Origin of the sequence: Brevibacillus humidisoli, assembly GCF_020923435.1 — a bacterium.
Taxonomy (GTDB): domain Bacteria; phylum Bacillota; class Bacilli; order Brevibacillales; family Brevibacillaceae; genus Brevibacillus_E; species Brevibacillus_E humidisoli.
Genome location: NZ_CP087263.1, coordinates 1,621,995 through 1,641,790 on the forward strand (window position 1 = coordinate 1,621,995; position 19,796 = coordinate 1,641,790).

Consider the following 19,796-nt stretch of genomic DNA (forward strand, 5'->3'; position numbering starts at 1 on the left):
AAGGAGCACAGACGGGAGGGGAGCACGTGAGTTGGATCGCCAAACGGCTCGCAGAAGCAGATCCACACCAAGCAGCGCTGAACGATGGGATCGACGCGTTACCATACGATCAGCTGGCAAAGAGGGTAGCCAGCTGCAGGAAAAGTTTGATCGGTGCAGGAATGGAGGATGCTCGTACGATCGGCCTGGTCGTCGATCAATCGGTATCATCGATCATCCTTCTGTTGAGCCTGCTGGAACTGCGCGCACCGCTGCTTCCTCTCGATCCCTCGCTGACACCAAGTGAACGGCTGCGGGTGGGTCGGCTCGCGGGAGTTGATCTCTGGATCACCCCAGACGCGTCAGCTGACGAACAGCAGTCTGCCGAGGCCTCAAAACAGCGTTCACTCTGTTACAGTCAGATTTTTGATACACTTCCCGGTACGCTCAGACAGGCTCGGTTCAGCAACCATCTGCTGCTGTTGACCTCCGGTTCAAGCGGTCCGATGAAGGCGGCGAGAATTCCCTATTCCTCTCTTTGGCGAGGAGCGGGGAAGTACCAACGGTGGTTTCACCTGACTCGTCACGATCGTATCCTCTCAGCCGTCCCTTTTTTCCACAGCTTCGGTTTGATCGGCGCTTTGCTGGGCTCGCTTGCCGCAGGTGGAACCCTGTACGTCTGCCGACATCCCTCCCCACGCCAGATCGCGGAGGAAGTCATGCGCAATCGCTGTACCGTCTTGTTCGCTGTGCCGCAGCAGTACGAGTGGTTATCGCAGTCCCAGATGATCAAGGCGGAACAGTTGGACTCCCTGTCGCTTCCCATCTGTTCCGGAGGTCCACTAAAGGAAGAGACAGCGAAAGCTTTTCAGGCGAAATATGGAAGGCGTATCCTGCCGTTGTACGGCAGTACGGAGACGGGGGCAATCGCCGCACAGCATCCACTAGTGATGGACGGGACTGGTGCAACTGGTTTTCTCTTGCCGGGGGTGGATGTGGCGGTGACCGATGAGGGTAGGCTGGCTGTGGCAAGTGATACACTGTTCGCCGGTTATGTAGGTGAGAAGGATTGCCATAGGCGAACCCGTTACTTTGTAACAGGTGACATCGGAGCGGTCCAGGAACGGCGCGTCTATCTAGTCGGTAGAGTCAGTCAGTTCGTGAACCTGGCCGGGCGCAAGGTGAATCTGGAGGAAGTTCGTGAGGTTCTGCTCAGACACAGCGACGTACGGGAAGCACAAGTTATTGGCGCGGCCGATCCACTCGCGGGAGAAAAGCTTATCGCTTATCTTGAGACGCGTCGGCAGCTTGATCTGACGGAGCTGCGTCACTATTTATCGCAGCATCTGGCCTCTTACAAGATTCCGCAAGAGTTCCACTACGCAGAGGGACTTCATCGCGGATGGAAGACGTCTGTAGCCACCGACGACGAGGAGGGGAGGGAAGCACATGTCGACTCGTAGCCCGGATGCAGTCTGTATCGTTGGAATGGGGTATGTTGGATTAACCCTGGCAGCCGCTTTTCTGGCAAAAGGAGCTTGGGTTTACGGAATAGAAGCCCAGGAAAGCGTTCGGCGTCAACTGCAGAGAGGGCAGATTCATCTGCTGGAACCAGGGGTGGACGAGATTATCCATCAGTGCGTAAGTGATTCCGAAGACAGCCGCTTTCAGGTTTCCGATGAATGGCCGACTCAGATCAAGACAGCCGTGATCTGCGTAGGCACCCCGTATGATCGCGTGCAGAGCCGGCCCAACCTCGTGGCACTCAAGCTGGCAGTGGAGCAGGTTGCACAACGAATAACCGACGAGAGTCTGGTCGTGATCAGAAGCACAGTACCGGTCGGTACGACGCGCTCCGTTGTTTTGCCGATCTTGCGACGACACAACCGCAGCCCGCAGTTGGTCGTCGCACCGGAGCGTACGATACAAGGCAAAGCATTGGAAGAACTGCTCTCTCTTCCGCAAGTGATCGGCGCAGACGATGCGGCCAGTTTCGCGCGGGCGGAGGCGCTCTTCTCCCGGTTGGGTACCGAAGTGATTCGTGTCTCCTCCTACGAAGCTGCCGAACTGGTTAAGCTGGCATGCAATGCACATACCGATGTTCGCTACAGTTTCGCCAACGAAGTGGCCGGGGTTGCCGCCGCCGTAGGACTGGATGCTCACGAAATCATCGAAGCGGCCAACCATCATTACCCACGTCCACCGATTGCGCGCCCCGGCTTTGTCGGGGGATCTTGTTTGACCAAGGACCCCTACCATTTGCTGTATACAGCTGAGCTGTCTGGTTATCAGCCTCGATTGATCGCGGCAGCGCGGGCCGTGAACGAGTCGATTCCGGAGATGATCCTGCAGCAGGTAGAGCACGTGCTGCTGCAGCAACAGCGCAGCTGGTCTGAGCTGAAAGTGACGTTGTCCGGACTTGCTTATAAAGGGAAGCCGGAAACGGATGATCTGCGCGGCAGCATACTGTGGGAACTCCTCCCCCCACTGAAAGCCCGCGGTGTACAGCATCTGCAAGGGCACGATTTCGTCCTCGATGATGCCGTAATCGGAGCGCACGGGCTCACGCCGGTTACATTAGCGCAAGCGATCGAAACGTCTGACTTGGTTCTGATTCTCAACGATCATCGTGATTACGGCATGTTCGCATTGGAAGAAGCGTTGAGCGGAGAACATCAACTGCTGCTGTACGATCTGTGGGGTGTCTACAAGCAGCGGATAGAACATCTGAAGGGATCGCAGCATAATGGCATTCACTACATGGGGGTGGGATTTGGTGGATAGAGTGCTCGTCACAGGCGGAGTTGGTTTTATAGGTTTTCACCTCGCAGCCCATCTCCTGGAGCAAGGCTATGAGGTAACGGTCGTAGACAATCTGTTTCGCAGCAAACGGGACCTAGAGTTTGCCAAGCTGGAAAAAGAGATTCGCTTCGTACAGGCGGATCTCACCCAGCCTTTGACCCAGTTGCCGCTGGATCAGGAATACCGGTACGTCTACCATCTGGCTGCGATCAACGGTGTTGCGTATGCCAACAACATGCCGCACAAGGTATTGAGGACCAATCTGTTAAGTACGGTGCAGGTGTTGGACTGGTGTGCCGAGCGACAGCCGGAAACGGTGCTGTTCGCATCGTCCAGCGAAACGTATCACGGTGCCGCGCAATGGGGCCATCTGCCGATTCCGACGCGAGAAGAGGTGCCGCTGGTGATCGCCGATCCTGACATTCCGCGCTATTCTTACGCCGGGTCCAAGATTGTCGGCGAACTGATTACGCTCAACTATGCCAAACAGTACAACTTTGCAGCGCGGATCGTCCGTTACCACAATGTGTACGGACCCCGGATGGGGTTTGATCATGTCATTCCCCAGTGGATCAGCCGGATTCTGGGCAGAGAGAATCCGTTCCGCGTCTACGGCCCAAACCAGACGCGTGCTTTCTGTTACGTATCCGATGCCGTCTCGGCCACCTATCGGATCGGCACACTCCCCGGAGGTGGACATCACATCGTCAACGTAGGCAATCCAGAGGAAGAGATCAACATGGAACAACTGTGCAGACGTTTGTTTGCGGTCGCAGGCTATCAGGCTCCATTTGACTACCGGAAAGCCCCCTTAGGATCGCCTGATCGGCGCTGCCCGGATATCACCCTCCTGTCGAGCCTGCTTGGCCCTCTAACGTTCGTGCCTTTGACAGACGGATTGGCGCGTACATATGCCTGGTATGAACAGTACTTGGGTGATAGAGAGCAATGAACGTGCTTATGCTGATTCACAGCCAGCACCCTTCTGTAGCAGGAGCGGACAACATGGCCTGGCAAACGGCCCGTTGGCTGATGCGCAACCATGGTGTATCGATCACACTTGTCTACGTGAGCCAAAGCGTATCGGAGATAAAGGAAGCGAGGGACGGAGGGTTGCATACGATCACTCTCCCGGATAATGAGACGGATTGGCGGCTGCCTCTGGTGGAGAATCGCTTTCAGATCATCCATTTGTTCGACTTTTCCGATCGTTCCTTTTTGCGCTGGGCGATCCAGTTGAAGCAGGAAAGCGGACTGCCGCTGGTGCTGACACCGGCTACAGATCGGTCGTTTTGGGAGTGCGAGCTTTCTGCGATCAGCGCTTGCCGGATGGCTGATCACCTCTTTGTGCTGACCGAGGCGGAGCGAGAGCAGATTCTTCAGCTTGCAGCAGTACCACCTGTTCGCCTCACGTTGCTGCCTAATGCTCCGTTTCTGCCTGAGAAGACAACAGATGACTTTCGCCAACGGCATGGGGTACCTGATGATGCGCCACTGGTGCTCTTTCTGGGGCGAAAGCTGCCCAGCAAAGGCTACCAACTGATCCTGCAGGCGTCGGCCAGCATCTGGAGGCACGATCCTCGGGTCCGCTTTGCGCTGATCGGATCAGATACGGCGGAGTCGCAAGCGTTTCTTGCCCAGTACCGGGATGAGCGGCGCGTTCTAGCGCTGCCGCAGGTATCGGAAGCGGAGAAGGGCGCAGCTTTGGCCGCCTGCGATCTGCTCTGTCTGCCGTCGCTTGCCGATGTCTTTCCGCTCGTTTTTTTGGAGGCGTGGGCTTATGGAAAACCGGTGATCGCTTCCCGCATGGCCGGGGCGGAGGATGTGGTTCGGCAAGGGATTGACGGGTTGATCGTCGATGCCAATCAAGCTGCGGTGGCAGAGGGAGTGGTGACGCTGCTGCGCGACAAGTCGCTGCGGCGCCGCATGGGAGAGAACGGAAAAGAACGGGTGGCACGCTGTCACTCGTGGGAAAACGTCAGTCAGCAAGTGGCTGCTATCTACAAACAGGTAGTCGGCGGTCAGCGGTAAAGGAGGGGATCGGATGCGGGCTGTCATCATGGCCGGAGGCAGGGGCGTACGCCTGCTGCCTTATACCAATGTGTTGCCCAAGCCACTACTGCCGCTAGACGGCACTCCGATATTGGAAATCATATTGCGGCAATTAGCCTCGTCTGGCTATACGCGGGTGACGGTGACGCTTCACTATGCGGCGAGGCTGATTCGTAATTACTTTGGCAATGGTAGCGAATGGGGCCTAGCGATCGATTATATCCAAGAGGAGCGGCCGCTTGGTACTGCGGGTGCACTGCGGCTGATCGACGATCTGGACGAACATTTTTTGCTGATGAACGCTGATGTGCTGACAGATCTCAACTTTTACCGGCTACAGCAAACTCATCTCGACTCTGGGGCGATTCTGACCGCACTGCTGTACGAACGAGACCACTCCTCATCGTTTGGCGTGGTTGAGACGGACAGTCAGGGGCGGCTGCTCGCTTACCGGGAGAAGCCAACTGAGCGCCAGCTGATCTCCTCTGGCATCTACATGTTGAGTCGGAAGGCGGTCGCTTACCTGACAGAGGACAGGATGGATGTACCGGACTTGATACAGGTCCTGCTAAAAAACCGACAGACGGTCTCAAGTCAGGTCCACCGCGGCATCTGGATGGATATCGGGACGATCAGCCAGTTTCAGCAGGCCGCCCGGTTCTTTGAACAAAACCGCCGACTGCTGCTGCCGGATGAGAGGATTGATGCAAGCGAACAAAGCAACACGGCTGCGGAAGCGGCTGATCTGCCAAGAAGTGGAGAGGACAGCGAATGGACTGGAAAGTAACCTTGTATGGTCTGTCAATCGGCGAGGAAGAAATAACAGCCGTCACAGATGTGCTGCGCAGAAGATGGCTCAGCATGGGAGAGCAGACGGAAGCGTTTGAAGCGGAATTCGTACAGATGCTCGGAGGAGCAGGCGAAGCTGTTGCCGTGAGCAGCGGCACCGCTGCGCTGCATACTGCTCTGCACGCACTGGAGATTGGTCCCGGGGACGAAGTTTTGGTTCCCTCGCTCACCTTTGTCGCCTGTGCAGCCGTTGTCTTGCTGAACGGGGCCAAGCCAGTCTTTGTCGATAGTAAAAGTCTTGATGATTTCAGTCTGGACCCACAGGATGTGGAACGGAAGATTACCCCCCGCACGAAAGCGGTGATCGCCGTGCATTACGGCGGTTACAGCGCGGACATGGGGGAGATCATGCGGATCGCCCGTCGCCACCAACTGCGGGTGATCGAAGATGCCGCGCACGGTCCCTTCGTCCATACGCCTTGGGGCGGGATCGGCACCATAGGCGACATCGGCTGCTACAGTTTCTTTTCCACCAAGAATGTGACGACTGGCGAAGGGGGAATGGTGTACAGCGACAATCCCCGGCTTGTGCAAAAAGCGCGATTGTTTCGTTCGCACTACATGGCTGCCAGTTCATGGTCCAAACATGCCGGCCGATCCAGCTTTTATGACATCGAAGGGCTTGGCCTCAACTATCGGATCAGCGATCTGGCAGCAGCGATTGGCCGCGTGCAGCTAAATAAGCATGCTGCTGGACAAGCGGTACGGGTTTCACTAGCCCACCGCTATCGGGAACGGTTGTCGGAACCTGTACATCTGCCGTATCGCCAGGCTGACCCGGAAACGGGCAGTCATCATATCATGCCGATCCTTCTGCCGCAAACGGCAGACCGCGTCCGCTTGATGCAGCAGTTAAAAGAAGCAGGCATTCAAACCAGTGTTCATTATCTGCCCTGTCATCTGTTTCGCTTCTATCAGGAGTGTTTGGAAACAAAACCGGGGGATTGTCCGGTGGCGGAGGAAATCGCAGAACGGCAGTTGTCACTTCCCCTGCATCCTGACTTGACCGCGGCACAGGTTGACTACGTCTGTGATCATCTGCTGCAAAACCTGGTAAAGTAGGTGTTTGGTCATGCTGATCGGTTACAATTATCATCCTTCTCGACAGGGCTGCGCGTACTGGACGATCAGGGACTTCTCCGAAATCGAGCGCGATCTGGCCCAGATGGCGAAGGAAGGTTGCGATTTGGTCCGCTTCTTTTTATTTTGGCGCGATTTCGAGCCGGAGCCAGGGCAGTATAACCAGCAGGCATTTGAGCTGCTGCATCGGTTTGTCCAGACGGCTGCCTCGTACCAACTGCACTGTATCCCCTCGCTAATGACGATCTGGATGAATGGACAACTATTTGACCTGGACTGGCGCAACGGCCGCTGTCTGTGGAGTGACCCAGAGATGACGGAGCGGGCGGAGCGATATCTGCAGAAGGTAGCCGCCACTCTGGCCGCTTGCAACAACGTGTTCGCCTACGACATTGGTGATGAGCTGCCTTATGTTGACCTGCCTTCAGCTGTGAAACTGGAACGGTCGGCGGCAGCCCGCTGGTTGGAGAGGATGGTCGCAGCGATCAAACGTGGCGATCCTGCAGCTAGGGTGATCATGGCCAACGATCATTCCGCGCTAAATGGCGAACATGTCTTCACTGCTGAACTGATCGCTGGGCAGTGCGATCTGTTGGCGATTCACGGTTTTCCGCTTTGGGCGCCATTTGCCCTTTCCGCCAACAGTTCATATAGGGCTTCGCTCTATGTGCCGTTTTTGACCAAGCTGGCTGCGGCTTACAGCAGGCCACTGATCGATGAATACGGCTTGTACGGGGCCAGCGAAGCGATTCGCGCTGATTATGTTCGCACGAGCGGCACCAGTGCGCTGCTCCACGGTGCAGAAGGGCTTGTCGCCTGGTGTTGGCAGGATTTCGTCACACGGGACAAACCGTACGTCTGGCGGCCAGGAGAAAAAGATGTTGGCTTTTATGCCGCTGACGGGACAGCAAAGCCAAGCGCCGCTGCGCTGCAGGAGTGCCGCAAGACTGCCCGGTTGGCCGCAGAAGGCATACCCGTTCCACCTGCTGCCGCCATCTATCTGCCCCAATGGTTTCGGACAGGGCGCTTGTCGGCGTCAGGGGCGGGCAAATCGTACCTGGAACCGTTGTTCCATGCCTTCCTGCTGCTGACCAGACTGCACGTGCCCATGTCGTTTGTCACAGACCAGCTTGATCGATACAAGGCGGTGATTGTCCCCTGTTTGCAGCAGATTACCCAGTCCGATATTGATCGTCTGTCTGCTTTTGTTGAGAACGGCGGCACGCTGATTTACACCCCTGGCAGCTATTTGTACGGGTTTGGCGGAGAGGAACTGTTTGGGATAAGACTGCGAGACTTTACCCGCGACATATCACAGCAGGAACAGTTTAGCTGGCGCGGTCGCAGCTACCCGATCGATTGGCGGCAAGCAGGTTTTGATCAGATTCCGATTATCCAGACGGGCTCAGCCGAGATGTTGTCGCGCTATCGGCACTCTCTGCACCCCGCGCTGACGAAATACCATTTGGGCAAAGGAAATGCGTACTACGTGAATGCGCCGATTGAGATGATGCTCGACGACGCGGAAAGCGGGGGAGATGAGCCGTACCGGTATCTGTATCTGGAACTGTTAAAGGATGCCAAGGCGCTGCCATCGGTCTTCTTTACCTCTCCCGATGTGGAACTCCATCGATTTCGCACAGGAGATGGGGAGCGGTATTTCCTGATCAACCATACGGATCGGGACGTAACCGGTACGCTTGTTACTGCTGGGAAGGAAGACCAAGTGGTAACGATTGCAAAAAAGGGCCTGATATGTGTCAACAAAAGAAGAGTGTGACAGGTGTCAAGCGTTGTATGGTACTGGTATGGAAGAATTGAATTGGCAATCAAGGGCAGGTCTGGAATATAAGTCGACAGTGTGGAATCATCAGACAACCGAGCAGAAATGCGTGAATAGGGGGATGGAGATGAAAGCGGCAGTCTGGATGGGACCAGAGAAGGTCCTGCTCAAGGAAGTGGCTGCACCGCAAATCGAGTCAGCATCAGACGCTTTGGTCAAAGTGACGCTAACAGCGATTTGCGGCACTGATCTGCACCCGTATCGTGGTCATCTCCCCGGCTTTCCGACTGGAACCGTGATGGGACATGAGTTTACCGGGGAGGTCGTTGCCATCGGTGAGGCAGTCAGCCGTGTCAAGGTGGGGGATCGTGTGGTGGCCTCCGATTTGATCGCCTGCGGCTCCTGCTGGTACTGCCAACGGAACCTGTCTTACCATTGTCCCTCTGCTTCCCTGTTTGGCTACGGGGAGGTGGTGGGGAGCTATACACCTGGAGGCCAGAGCGAACTGGTGCGTGTACCGTACGCTGATACCACCTTGTTCAAGATACCGGAAGCGATAGCAGATGAAGAGGCGCTGTTTGTCGGTGACATTTTGAGCACAGGATATGCCAGCACGGAAAAAGCGTCCATCAAAGCAGGCGACACAGTGGTCGTCGTGGGAGGTGGACCGGTCGGTCTGATGGCTGCGATGTGCGCGCAGCTGTATCAACCGTCGGCCGTTTACGTAGTTGAGCCCAACCTCCGTCGTCATGCCATAGCCCGTGAAATCGGCGCTCAACCGCTTCATCCCGATCAGCTCCAGCAGATCAAGGAGGCAACGGAGCAGCGCGGCGCCGATGTGGTGATGGAAGCAGTGGGCTCAGATGAGGCACTGACACTTGCTCTCAGGCTGGTTCGTCCTGCGGGAACGGTTGTGTGCGCCGGAGCTCACCATTCCAGACAGATGCCGTTTGACACGGAGGACGCCTTTGCCAGAGAATTGTCGCTTCACTTTGTTGTCGGAAACCCGATCGCCTACGCCGAACGGTTACTGCAACTGATCGAGCAGGGGCAACTCACTCCGGCGAAGATCATTAGCCACCGTCTGTCGCTTGAAGAAGTGGAGCACGCCTATCGGCTGTTTGCATCGCAGCAGGCGGTAAAAGTGGTACTGACACCGTAGCGCACGATCAAATCAGGAGGAGAACGCGATGAACCGGGAACAGGTAGAGCAAAACGTACGAGCGATCCTAGCGGCAAATGGCGTCGATGTTTCTCGCGCAACGACCCGATCCGTTTTTGGTTCGCCGGAACTGCAGCTCAATTCCGTCCAGTTTATGAAAGTGTTTGTCGATCTGGAGAATACGTTTCAACTGGAGATTGACTACACAAGCGCTGTGTCCGATGACAAGCGTACTTTGGGCAGCTTGATCGATTACCTGTATGAACAAACCAAGCAGAGAGGATAACCGGGTCGATCGGCGGGGGGAGCGGCCAGCGGCAGTGATTCTTGCGGCTGGCATGGCCAGCCGGATGGGACTGCCGAAATCATTGCTGCCACTGGGGGAAAAGACGATGCTGCAGCATGTGGTGGAAATCGCTGTCGCACATGGATGCCGACCCGTCGTGCTGGTTCTGGGTCATGCGGCGGAGGAACTGCGGTCTTCCCTGCCCCCCGATCTGATGTTGAGGGTACGGACGGTGTACAATCCGCTGTTCCACCTCGGTCTGTCTACCTCACTCAAAGTAGGTCTTTCCTCTGTTCCGATTCGTCATCCCTGCTACATCATGCTGGCTGACCAGCCGCTGGTTACGGATGAACTGTTGAAAGCCCTGCTCACCACGTACTGCCTTACGGGGGGGAAAACCGTACGGCTGCAGTATCGCGGGCAGCCGGCACACCCGGTGCTGCTCTCGCCAAAGGTACGTGCACAGGCGTTTGCCATCAGCGGAGATCGAGGGTTGGGCGAACTGCTTGAGAAGAGTCCTGAAGTGGTTACACTGTCCGTTGCTGACAGGTGGGCCGTGTTTGACGTAGATACACAGCGTGACTATGCCTTGTTGAGGAGTGTATACGGGAGGAGAAAGCATGCAAAGCTACGTGCCGATTGAGATGGTGCTAAATGGCAGCCGAGTGCCGTGTACGGTAGAAGCTGATCAGACATTGGTCGACTTTCTCCGACAGCAGAGGGGATTAACCGGGACCCACATTGGCTGCGATACGGTTTCCTGCGGGGCATGCACTGTGCTGCTGGACGGTAGAGCGGTGAAATCATGCAGCGTACTGGCCGTTCAGTGCGACCAACGTGAGGTGCTGACAGTCGAGGGATTGCGTGATGACGATTTCCCCATGCTGCGGCAAGCCTTCCAGGAATGCTTTGCGATCCAATGCGGGTTTTGTACGCCCGGTTTTCTGCTCACGTCAGCCGAGTTGATCAGAGCAGGCAAGCCGATGGACAGGAAGCAAATCGCTGAACAATTGACGGGAAACTACTGCCGCTGTACCGGCTATCAGCCAATTCTGAATGCGATTGAGCAGGTACTCCATCGTCTCGATGGTGAGCAGCGATGATGCACGTGTATCGACAACTGCTGGCGGCGTGGGAGGCAGGTAACGAGGTGATCCTGGCCTCCGTTGTGCAGACATGTGGATCGACGTATCGCAAAGTGGGGGCGGAGATGATCGTCGATCGTTCCGGCAACTGTTGGGGACAGCTTAGCGGCGGCTGTTTGGAGCAGGACATCGTCGAGCGTTGTTTGCAGCTATTACATACGGAGAAGCCGTTTCAACTCGTTGAGTACCTTCGATACTCCACTCTCGATCCGTTTGCCGATGATCAGTCCGGCTGCAACGGTGACATGCGCATTTTGCTGACGCGCACAGACTGGCTGCAGCCGTACCGGAGTGAGCTGGAGCGGGCACTGGAGCAGGAGTTGGCGATCTCCCATCTGATTGTACTTGACGGTCCTGCCGAACTCGTTGGCGTCCGGGCCTTCTTCATCGATGGATGTCCGATCCATACCGACCGGGGAAGCGAGTGGTTCATACAGTCATTGCCTGCATCTGGTCTATCAGGGTTGTCAACCGATGAAAAAACAGGTGCTGTCTACTACCGGCAGCAAGTGCCGCCAATCCGCAAACTGCTGCTGGCAGGAGCGGGAAATGATACGATCCCAGTCGTTCGCTTTGCCACGGCGATCGGATATCAAGTCCATCTGTGTGACTTCCGCTCGGCCTATCTGGAGCCGAATCGGTTTGCTGCTGCAGATGTAGTGCTGCATCAGATCGGACGCAATCGGAATGATTGGGACGGATTGCTGGCCCGCTTTTCTCCTCATACACCATTCGTGGCGATGAGCCACCATCTAGAGTACGACCGGCTGAGCGTAGAAGCGGCCCTGCAGCGGGGGCTTCGCTACATTGGCGTGCTAGGGAACAAATCCCGCTTGCGTTTGTTCGCAGCCGACATCCTACCCGAACAAGCGGAGAGGATCCACTGTCCGGTCGGACTGCCGATTGGAGCCGAGACGCCGGAGGAGATTGCCTTAAGTATTGTGAGTCAGGTGCTTTCTTTTCAAAACAGGCCGGGAAGGAGGCAGGGCGATGGAAGCGAAGCAGAGCAAACCATACAAAGACAAACCAATCCTGCGGAGCGAGGACAGCCGGTTTCTCAGCGGAAAGGGACGATACTTGGCTGACCTGTCGTTCCCTGATGCCTACCACGTCGCCTTTGTGCGAAGCAGCGAGGCCCATGCCCAGATTGTTGAGATCTCCACAGAAGCCGCTCGACTGCCTGGGGTGATCGGAGTCTACAGCGGGACCGACCTTGAGCCGTCACTGGGGCAGGTGCCGATGGTCTGGCCGATTGAAGGATTGCAAAATCCCGGACATCCTCTGCTGGCAACAGAGAAAGTCCGCTTTCCCGGCGAGCCGATCGCGATGGTGATCGCTGATTCAGAGAAAACAGCCCGTCTAGCCGCAAAGCGGGTACAAGTCAGCTACCGCCCGTTGCCGGCAGTGGCAAGTCTGCTGCAGGCGATCAGCGATCAGGGAAAGGAAGTGCAGGTCCATCCGGGGATAGATGACAATATCGCCTTTCGCTGGGAGCGGGAATACGGAGACCGACAGGCGATTGAGAGTGCCGACGCTTCGTTTTCGCAGCGGTTGATCGTTCCCCGGGTGGCGCCACTGCCGCTCGAACCTAGAGGAGTAGTGGCCCGTTATGACCGGGAAGACGATTTCCTGCACGTCTGGTCGTCCACTCAGTTTCCGCACGTCCTGCGCCTTTCGTTGGCTGCTGTCCTGCCCCACCCGGAGTCGCGGATCGCTGTGACCAGTCCCGATGTGGGCGGCGCTTTCGGCGGAAAAATGAACGTCTACCGTGAAGAACTGCTGGTCGCCTACTTCGCCAAACGGCTTGGCATCACGCTTCGCTATCAGGAAACCCGTACCGAAAACTTCATGGCCATGACGCACGGTCGCGACCAGATCCAGGACGTTCGCGTCTACCATACCCGCCGCGGCAGGCTGCTTGGGCTGGACGTGACATTGCATGCCAATATGGGCGCCTATCTGCAGGCAGCCACACCCGGCATGCCGCTGTTTACGGCTCAGATGTTGTCGGGCTGCTACCGGATTCCCTATATAAAGGTACGGGTACAAGGGTATTACACGAATCAGGCCTACACCGACGCCTACCGGGGGGCAGGTCGTCCGGAAGCCGTTTATCTGGTTGAGCGGATCGTCGATATGGTTGCGCGAAAGTGCGGAAAAGACCCTCTCGCGGTCCGGTTGCGCAACTTTATCAGCAAAAAGGAGTTCCCCTATCAGGTCGTCACCGGCCTGCGATACGACTCCGGCGATTACCGTCAGGCGCTGAAAACAGCGGTCCAAAAGAGCCGTCTGAAGCACTGGCGTGACGTACAGCGGGCCAGGCGCGGGCGAGGCGACAGGCATCAGATCGGGATCGGCATCTCCAGCTATGTGGAGTTTTGCGGGAACAGCCCGTCCCCGCATCATGCTGCACTCGGTTTGATGACGGGTGGATTTGATACGGCTGTCATCCGGGTTCATCCGACAGGAGCGGTCACCGTCATCTCCGGTTCCTGTCCGTCCGGGCAGGGACACCATACGGTCTGGTCGATGCTGGTAGAACGTACGCTGGGTGTTTCCCGCGAGCACGTGATGGTGGTGACCGGGACCACTGTGCATGCTCCCTGGGGCGGGGGCACGTTTGGCAGCCGGAGCGCGGCGGTTGCTGGAAGTGCGATCTACCAAGCCTGTGAACGGTTGATCGCCAAGGGGCGACGATACTTGGCGCACCTCTGGCAGCAGGACGGCAGTCAGATTTCCTTTAGCGGAGGCAGTTATCACTGCGGAATTCACAAGATTAGTCTGATGGAAGTGGCACAGCGTCTCTATCTCGCTCACGATCTGCCCGCCGGCATGGAACCTGGCCTGGAAGCGACGGTCTTTTACGAGCCAACCTCTTACACGTATCCGTCCGGTACTCACATCTGCATCGTTGAAGTGGATACAGACACCGGCCAGCCAACGATCCTGCAGTATACGGCTGTAGATGACTGCGGGCGGGTGCTGCATGAGCAGATCGCCGCCGGACAGATCGTCGGAGGCATCGTGCAGGGAATCGGAGCCGCCCTGTATGAACAAATCGTACAGGACGAGCAGACGGGTCAGCTCATCACCGATTCCTTTCGCTCCTATCACCTGCCAAAAGCGGCGGATGTTCCGCCGATCAGCACAGAACACGTGTCTACGCCGACGCCCGTCAATCCGCTCGGAGTAAAGGGTGTCGGAGAGTCGGGAACGATAGCCGCCCATCCCGCCGTGATCAACGCGATTGTTGACGCGCTCTCCAACTATGGTGTCGAGCATGTCGATATACCGGCTTCGCCGGAAAAGTTGTGGCAGCTATGCCAGACAGGGAGGGAACAGAGATGAATCAGATGAAGTACGCGGCTCCCTGTTCGCTGGCGGAAGCAACAGAGCTTCTGTCCTTTCATCCAGATGCGGTTTTGCTCTCTGGCGGTCAGGTGGTGATCAATCAGCTGAGCAGAATGGAGATTGTGCCGACAAGTTTGATTGACTTAGGGCGGATTGCGGAACTCGCTCGGCTCAAAGAAAGCGCCGATCAGCTGTGGATTGGAGCGTGTGTCACCCATGCCCAACTGTCGGCCAGCACAGCTGTCAGACATTGCTTGCCTGCGTTGACAGAAGCGGCCACCATCATCGCTGATCTGCAGGTGCGAAACCGGGCGACAGTCGGAGGGACGGCTGCTTACGGAGATTCCTGGGGTGACTACTGGCCCGTCCTGTACGCGGCAGACGGTTTCATCCAACTCGTTTCCCGAGAGGGGGAGAGGGACGTGCCTGTTCGAGACTGGCTTTCCGGGCGGTACCGTACCAACTTGCGAAGCGGCGAGATCATAAAGTGGGTAGTGGTAAACAAAAGCCGCCGCAGTCGGTTTTACAAGCAACCGATCAGGATGGGCGAAACCGTTTGCGCCGCCTTGGCCCAATTGGAAAACGGCGAGCTTCGGCTGGCAGTCAGCGGCATCACCGCGCTGCCTCTGGTGGTGACGTTCTCGCCTAGAGCCGGAACCGTTTTGCGCAGACAGGAGAGCAAACGTGTCGAGCAGGTGATCGCATCGGTTCGGGAACCGTCGGCGACGCCTTATAAAAAACATATCGCCCAGCGGCTCGCTCAGCGCTTACTGGATGAGCATCTGGCGGAGGAAGCGAGATGAGAACGACGGCCCATCAAAGTGAATCGGGTTTTCAGGGAGTATGCGGGATCGCCGATTTCTCCATTTATATACCCGAAGAGAGGGTGACACTGGACCGGGTAGCCGAGATGATCCGAGAAAGCGGCTATTCGTTCTCGGAAGAAGATCTCAACCGGTTCAGAGATGCTTATCGATTCCACAGCGTGCCGATCGAACGGGAGCGATGTTTGGAAGAGATGATTGTGGAAGCATGTGCACCGCTTCTCTCGCGCCTCCAGCAGAAACAGAAGCGGGTTGACAAACTGGTTTTTTTGCGCACGTCCCAACTCTATTGGCATGATCGCAACCTGTTTCGCAAGCTGATTCACGACTACGGCCTGCAGCAGACTCATGTGCTTTCCGTGTCACAGCACAACTGCGCTTCTTTTCACCTCGCGCTGCGTGTCTGTCAAAACTTGTTTTCCAGTCAACCGGATTTGCAGGGGATTCTGTTGGTTGCCGCCGACAAGGCGTTTCATCCTTCGCTCAGAAGGATCCCTGATTCCCTGCTTGGAGATTGTGCCAGTGCCTGTTACCTGGAGCGTGGATGTTCGGAGCATCAATTGCTGCACGTGCTCAATCTGGTTGATCCAAAGGCTGATCCGGACGATGTAGACTGGTTCAATACAACCTATTACTTTGCGATTCGGCAAATGCTGCTGCGACTGTTAAAAGAGACGGATCTGCAACTGGAGGACATCCGTTTGCTGATCGGGGGCAACGTCAACCAACGAACCTGGGAACGAATGGCGGAAATGCTCAATCTGCCGATCGAGCGTTTCTATACGCAGACGATCCCGGAAGTTGGGCACCTGTACGGTTCTGATCTTCTGTACAATCTGATGAGTGCCGGACGTGACGGGCTGATCCGTCGCAGCGATTTCTACGTGACGATCTCGATTGGGTTGGGGGGGATGTACGGTTGTGCGCTGCATCGCTGCTAGGCATCAAGGGGTGGAACCGACCGGAGCGATTGTTCCTGTCCATCGTAGGGATGCATGTTCCCTCGACACACGAGGGTTCATCGCCGCGAACACACCCTAGTGATGATCGGCATAACAACCCGCTTCACTGGCTGTATGAAGATAACCGGCAAAGCGGGCGTACATCCCGCGAAGTCCAATCGATACAGGGGACAAATCTAGGTGAGCGAATCCCGGTTTACAGCGGCGGCAGTCATTCTGATTTAGCGTTGGAGCTGCTTGACAGCAAGCGGGATCAGCTGCCGCTGCCGGAGATTGATCTGTTTCTGTATGCTCACGAGTCAGTGGAGGCGAGCGATAGTGTGCTTCCTGCTTTGAAGATTAGAAATATTCTGGGAATGAGGCGTTGTCTCCCCTTTTCGCTTGGATTTCAAGGCAGTTTGGCCAGTTTGTCAGCCATGGAGATTGCGGATGCTTTTATCAGGGTGGAGTCAGTCAGAAGACTGCTTTTGGTGACGGTTGATTGCATCGTGCCACCGTTTCCCCGCTCCGTACATAGCGGTTATCCCAAAGGGGACAGTGCCGCTGGCATCCTGCTTGCCAGCGGCTGTGGCGATTATCAGGTGGCTGGGTATCGGATCATGCCACACTGCCTTCCGAAACCAGTCCAGCAGTGGGATGTGTCCGATTACGAAGAAGCGGAGCAGCAGCTGATTCAGTTGGCAGCAGCGCTGATCGACGAGCTGACAGGCGGTACACCGCGGCCTGATTGGCTGGTGGTTCAGTCGGTCTCTGCAGCGTTTACCGCTGCCTTGTGTCAGATGGCTGACTCCTTCAACATAACGGTTAAGCTGCGTCAGGGATGGGAGCAGGTAAACTTGCTCGGAAGTGATCCCATTGTTACCCTGCGGCAGATGGAAGAGCTTGGGGAGGTGTGGGATGGCCAATGGATTGTTATGCTCTGGGCCAGCATCGATCACGGATTGGGTGCCGTCCTGCTGCGGAAAACGGAACAAGCATCGTCAGCGGTGCTTGAGGAGAATGGAGGTTGATAGGATGAGAGTAGCTGCCGTTAGTGCTGATCTAACCCTTCCCTTTCTGGTAAGGGAATCTTTACGTGCAACAGGGGCAGATGTGCTCCACCTGGGCGATCTTTCCTCATTGGTCTGCCTGTTGAAAGAAGGCTTCTCCTTTCACAGTATCGTCTGGTTTGTTCCTGCCTTGGGCCATGATCAGATTTTATTCTGTGAACGACTGATCAACGATTATCCCGGCCTGCGCCTGATGCTAATCACGGAGGATATACGAGAACATCCGCTGGCAGACAGGTTGGCCCAAAAAGTAGAAGTGCTGCACCGTTCTGGGCAGGAGGACGCACAGGTGGATGCGATCCGCCGGTTTCTGGTGGCAGCGGACAGGCCGGTCAAAGCATGTCACCCCGTGACGGACAATGAAATCGTACTCATGCCAGGAATTATCCTCAATCTCGACCTCAAGTACCTGGACAACCATGGTCAAATCTACTCGCTGCCTGGCAAGGAGTTTGAACTGCTTCAGTACTTCTTGAAGAACCGGGGGCGGTTTGTGACGATCAAAGATATCTTGCTGTCTGTCTGGGACGAGTATACCTCTCCGGAAAATGCCCGCCAGTATATCTTTAAACTGCGGCGCAAGCTGTATTCGAAACAGACCGACTGCAATCTGATCATCCATCGCAAAGGAATCGGCTACACGCTTTTGCAGGAGGATACCCGCTTTCTGGTCAACTACTGATGGCGAACGCCGGGCCGTCCGCAGATCGTTGATGCGCACAGTCTGGACGGCCGAGTGTCAAGGAAAGCCGAGAAAATCGGATGATTCCCTTCGTACAATCAAAGTATCATGACGAAATGCAAATGAAGAGGTGAGCACATGCCGCAGATCAGTTCAGAACAGAAGGCATTTTTTGAACAGGAAGGATACTTGATCGTAAAAGGGCTATTTTCTCAACAAGAGATTGATGAGATCAAGGAAGAGTATCGAAAACTGTGGCTAGAGATGGTGGCGGAGGGTGAAATCGCCCAAGACAAGGCGAGACCGGTGGAAAGCTTGTATCCTCGTCTCAGCAACCACCACCGCGTGAATGACGTTGCCGCTCGCTACATGCTGGACGAGCGGACCCGCGGGGTGGTGGAGCAGTTGATCGGAGAAGAGGCACTGGTGATTCAAACCGTCTACTACTTCAAGGCGCCTGGAGGCAGAGGGCTTCCTTTGCACCAAGACAACTACGATATCGGCGTGACTCCCGGCACCACGTACACGGCATGGGTCAGTCTGGAGCACTCCACGAAGGAAAACGGAGGGCTGTTCCTGGTGCCCGGTTCCCATCGCTTTGAACTGGCTGTGCCGGTGCCGATTGAGGGTGATGAGTACCACTTTCCCCACACCATCTCGATCCCGGACGGGTACAAGACGATCAGTTTGGAAACAGAGCCCGGCGATGTCGTTTACTTCACCGGCAACACCTATCACGGTTCCCATAAGAATCAGACCCGCCACAGCTTTCGTCAGTCTTTTGTGACGCACTATGCGGCCAGCAGCGTCGAGCGGATTACCTTAAATCACAATATGCTGGTCAACAGCAAAGGAGAGCGCGTGCGCAGGCGGCTCAATCCCACTCCCAAGGCAGTGGCGACGCAGGGAGACATTACAACATGGCGCAAGATTTACTTTCCGGAGAAAGGAAAGATCCACTAGGTGGTGCGGACGGTACAGAGTCGTTCTGTATCCTGCCACCTGGCTGCGTGGGGTGAGCAGTTCGTCAAAGGGATGGACGAGATCTCGGCACTTGGGTTTACGGCGTGTGAACTTGGCAGCAGGACGCTGTTCCACTATAAAGAGGAACCAGACAAGTGGCAGGAGCTTTTGGCACAGCACGCTCTGACGGTTTCGGCGGTGTTTGAGTTTGGCCATTTTGAAAACCGGACCCGCCGTCGGGAGGTGCTCATCCATCACGATCAGCTTGCACGGTTGATGGAGCGAGTAGGTATCCAACTGGTGGTCTTAAGCTCGGGAACGCTCCGCAAGCGATCTGGACCGACCGTGGATGACCTGCGGCAGATGACGGAGATGGTGATGCAGGTGACCCGCCGTTATGGGGAGCGGGGAATCCAGGTGGGTATTCATCCGCATATCGGGACAAGCATCTTTACCCGTGAAGAGATTGATTACGTGATGCAGTACGGTCCGGAAGAGATCAGCCTCGTGCCCGATCTCTGGCACTGTGCCGAAGCTGGTGTAGAAGTGACAACACTGGTGGCCGATTACGCATCACGGATCTCCTGCATCCACCTGCGGGACGCTAGGACGGCAAGTGGTGGCGACAGCCGCCGCTTGCAAACGGAACCTTGTGATCTGGGCGATGGCGAACTTGATCTGCGAGAATTGTTTCAGGCACTGAGGGCATATCGTTATGCGGGATGGTTGACGGTTGAGACCGAGAAACCTCGTGTTTCGCCTTATGAGAGTGCGGCTCACAATCTCCGCTACCTTCGGCAGCTTGGTCAGACCGATTGAACCAGCAG

At 56.2% G+C, this 19,796-nt stretch carries 19 protein-coding genes; all 19 read left to right on the plus strand.

The genetic code is table 11. From position 1 onward, the window contains the following. Window positions 1–26: 26 nt before the first annotated feature. The 19 genes from LOK74_RS08100 (at window position 27) to LOK74_RS08190 (ending at window position 19,788) form a co-directional block, all read left to right on the plus strand. The gene (locus tag LOK74_RS08100; RefSeq protein ID WP_230046130.1) at window positions 27–1,442 is read left to right on the plus strand and encodes a class I adenylate-forming enzyme family protein; all 1,416 of its coding nucleotides are present in this window, start codon (window positions 27–29) and stop codon (window positions 1,440–1,442) included. Then, window positions 1,429–2,763 (plus strand): nucleotide sugar dehydrogenase, encoded by a 1,335-nt coding sequence (locus tag LOK74_RS08105; protein WP_230046131.1) that lies wholly within the window; start codon window positions 1,429–1,431, stop codon window positions 2,761–2,763. The genes LOK74_RS08100 and LOK74_RS08105 overlap by 14 nt, the downstream gene beginning before the upstream one ends. Then, the gene (locus tag LOK74_RS08110; protein WP_230046132.1) at window positions 2,756–3,733 is read left to right on the plus strand and encodes an NAD-dependent epimerase/dehydratase family protein; all 978 of its coding nucleotides are present in this window, start codon (window positions 2,756–2,758) and stop codon (window positions 3,731–3,733) included. The genes LOK74_RS08105 and LOK74_RS08110 overlap by 8 nt, the downstream gene beginning before the upstream one ends. Beyond that, window positions 3,730–4,812: a glycosyltransferase family 4 protein gene (locus tag LOK74_RS08115; RefSeq protein WP_230046133.1), complete on the plus strand. Its 1,083-nt coding sequence runs from the start codon at window positions 3,730–3,732 to the stop codon at window positions 4,810–4,812. Before LOK74_RS08110 ends, LOK74_RS08115 begins: the two co-directional genes overlap by 4 nt. Window positions 4,813–4,825: 13 nt before the next feature. Then, window positions 4,826–5,620 carry a nucleotidyltransferase family protein gene (locus tag LOK74_RS08120; protein ID WP_230046134.1) on the plus strand — a complete coding sequence of 265 codons (795 nt, stop codon included), beginning with the start codon at window positions 4,826–4,828 and terminating at the stop codon, window positions 5,618–5,620. Further along, entirely contained in the window at window positions 5,605–6,744 is a 1,140-nt protein-coding gene (locus LOK74_RS08125) for a DegT/DnrJ/EryC1/StrS family aminotransferase (protein WP_230046135.1), read from the plus strand. The genes LOK74_RS08120 and LOK74_RS08125 overlap by 16 nt, the downstream gene beginning before the upstream one ends. Window positions 6,745–6,754: 10 nt before the next feature. Then, window positions 6,755–8,542: a beta-galactosidase trimerization domain-containing protein gene (locus LOK74_RS08130; protein ID WP_230046136.1), complete on the plus strand. Its 1,788-nt coding sequence runs from the start codon at window positions 6,755–6,757 to the stop codon at window positions 8,540–8,542. A 130-nt stretch (window positions 8,543–8,672) separates the two neighbouring features. Further along, complete coding sequence (locus LOK74_RS08135) at window positions 8,673–9,707, plus strand: alcohol dehydrogenase catalytic domain-containing protein (protein ID WP_230046137.1); 1,035 nt, start codon at window positions 8,673–8,675, stop codon at window positions 9,705–9,707. Between the two features lie 28 nt (window positions 9,708–9,735). Then, complete coding sequence (locus LOK74_RS08140) at window positions 9,736–9,993, plus strand: acyl carrier protein (protein WP_230046138.1); 258 nt, start codon at window positions 9,736–9,738, stop codon at window positions 9,991–9,993. Continuing rightward, window positions 9,968–10,636 carry a nucleotidyltransferase family protein gene (locus tag LOK74_RS08145; protein WP_230046139.1) on the plus strand — a complete coding sequence of 223 codons (669 nt, stop codon included), beginning with the start codon at window positions 9,968–9,970 and terminating at the stop codon, window positions 10,634–10,636. Before LOK74_RS08140 ends, LOK74_RS08145 begins: the two co-directional genes overlap by 26 nt. After that, on the plus strand, window positions 10,614–11,096 hold the full coding sequence (locus LOK74_RS08150; protein WP_230046140.1) for a (2Fe-2S)-binding protein: 483 nt from the start codon (window positions 10,614–10,616) through the stop codon (window positions 11,094–11,096). Before LOK74_RS08145 ends, LOK74_RS08150 begins: the two co-directional genes overlap by 23 nt. After that, the gene (locus tag LOK74_RS08155) at window positions 11,093–12,223 is read left to right on the plus strand and encodes an XdhC family protein (RefSeq protein ID WP_230046141.1); all 1,131 of its coding nucleotides are present in this window, start codon (window positions 11,093–11,095) and stop codon (window positions 12,221–12,223) included. Before LOK74_RS08150 ends, LOK74_RS08155 begins: the two co-directional genes overlap by 4 nt. Further along, window positions 12,129–14,486 (plus strand): xanthine dehydrogenase family protein molybdopterin-binding subunit, encoded by a 2,358-nt coding sequence (locus LOK74_RS08160; protein WP_230046142.1) that lies wholly within the window; start codon window positions 12,129–12,131, stop codon window positions 14,484–14,486. Before LOK74_RS08155 ends, LOK74_RS08160 begins: the two co-directional genes overlap by 95 nt. Further along, window positions 14,483–15,292 carry an FAD binding domain-containing protein gene (locus tag LOK74_RS08165; protein WP_230046143.1) on the plus strand — a complete coding sequence of 270 codons (810 nt, stop codon included), beginning with the start codon at window positions 14,483–14,485 and terminating at the stop codon, window positions 15,290–15,292. Before LOK74_RS08160 ends, LOK74_RS08165 begins: the two co-directional genes overlap by 4 nt. Continuing rightward, window positions 15,289–16,254, plus strand: a complete 966-nt coding sequence (locus LOK74_RS08170) for a 3-oxoacyl-[acyl-carrier-protein] synthase III C-terminal domain-containing protein (protein ID WP_230046144.1) — start codon at window positions 15,289–15,291, stop codon at window positions 16,252–16,254. Before LOK74_RS08165 ends, LOK74_RS08170 begins: the two co-directional genes overlap by 4 nt. Then, entirely contained in the window at window positions 16,233–17,285 is a 1,053-nt protein-coding gene (locus LOK74_RS08175; RefSeq protein WP_230046145.1) for a beta-ketoacyl-[acyl-carrier-protein] synthase family protein, read from the plus strand. Before LOK74_RS08170 ends, LOK74_RS08175 begins: the two co-directional genes overlap by 22 nt. Window positions 17,286–17,289: 4 nt before the next feature. Continuing rightward, window positions 17,290–18,006 carry a winged helix-turn-helix domain-containing protein gene (locus LOK74_RS08180; RefSeq protein WP_230046146.1) on the plus strand — a complete coding sequence of 239 codons (717 nt, stop codon included), beginning with the start codon at window positions 17,290–17,292 and terminating at the stop codon, window positions 18,004–18,006. A gap of 138 nt (window positions 18,007–18,144) precedes the next feature. Continuing rightward, entirely contained in the window at window positions 18,145–18,969 is an 825-nt protein-coding gene (locus LOK74_RS08185; protein WP_230046147.1) for a phytanoyl-CoA dioxygenase family protein, read from the plus strand. Next, on the plus strand, window positions 18,970–19,788 hold the full coding sequence (locus LOK74_RS08190) for a sugar phosphate isomerase/epimerase family protein (protein ID WP_230046148.1): 819 nt from the start codon (window positions 18,970–18,972) through the stop codon (window positions 19,786–19,788). It begins immediately after the preceding gene. Window positions 19,789–19,796 lie beyond the last annotated feature (8 nt).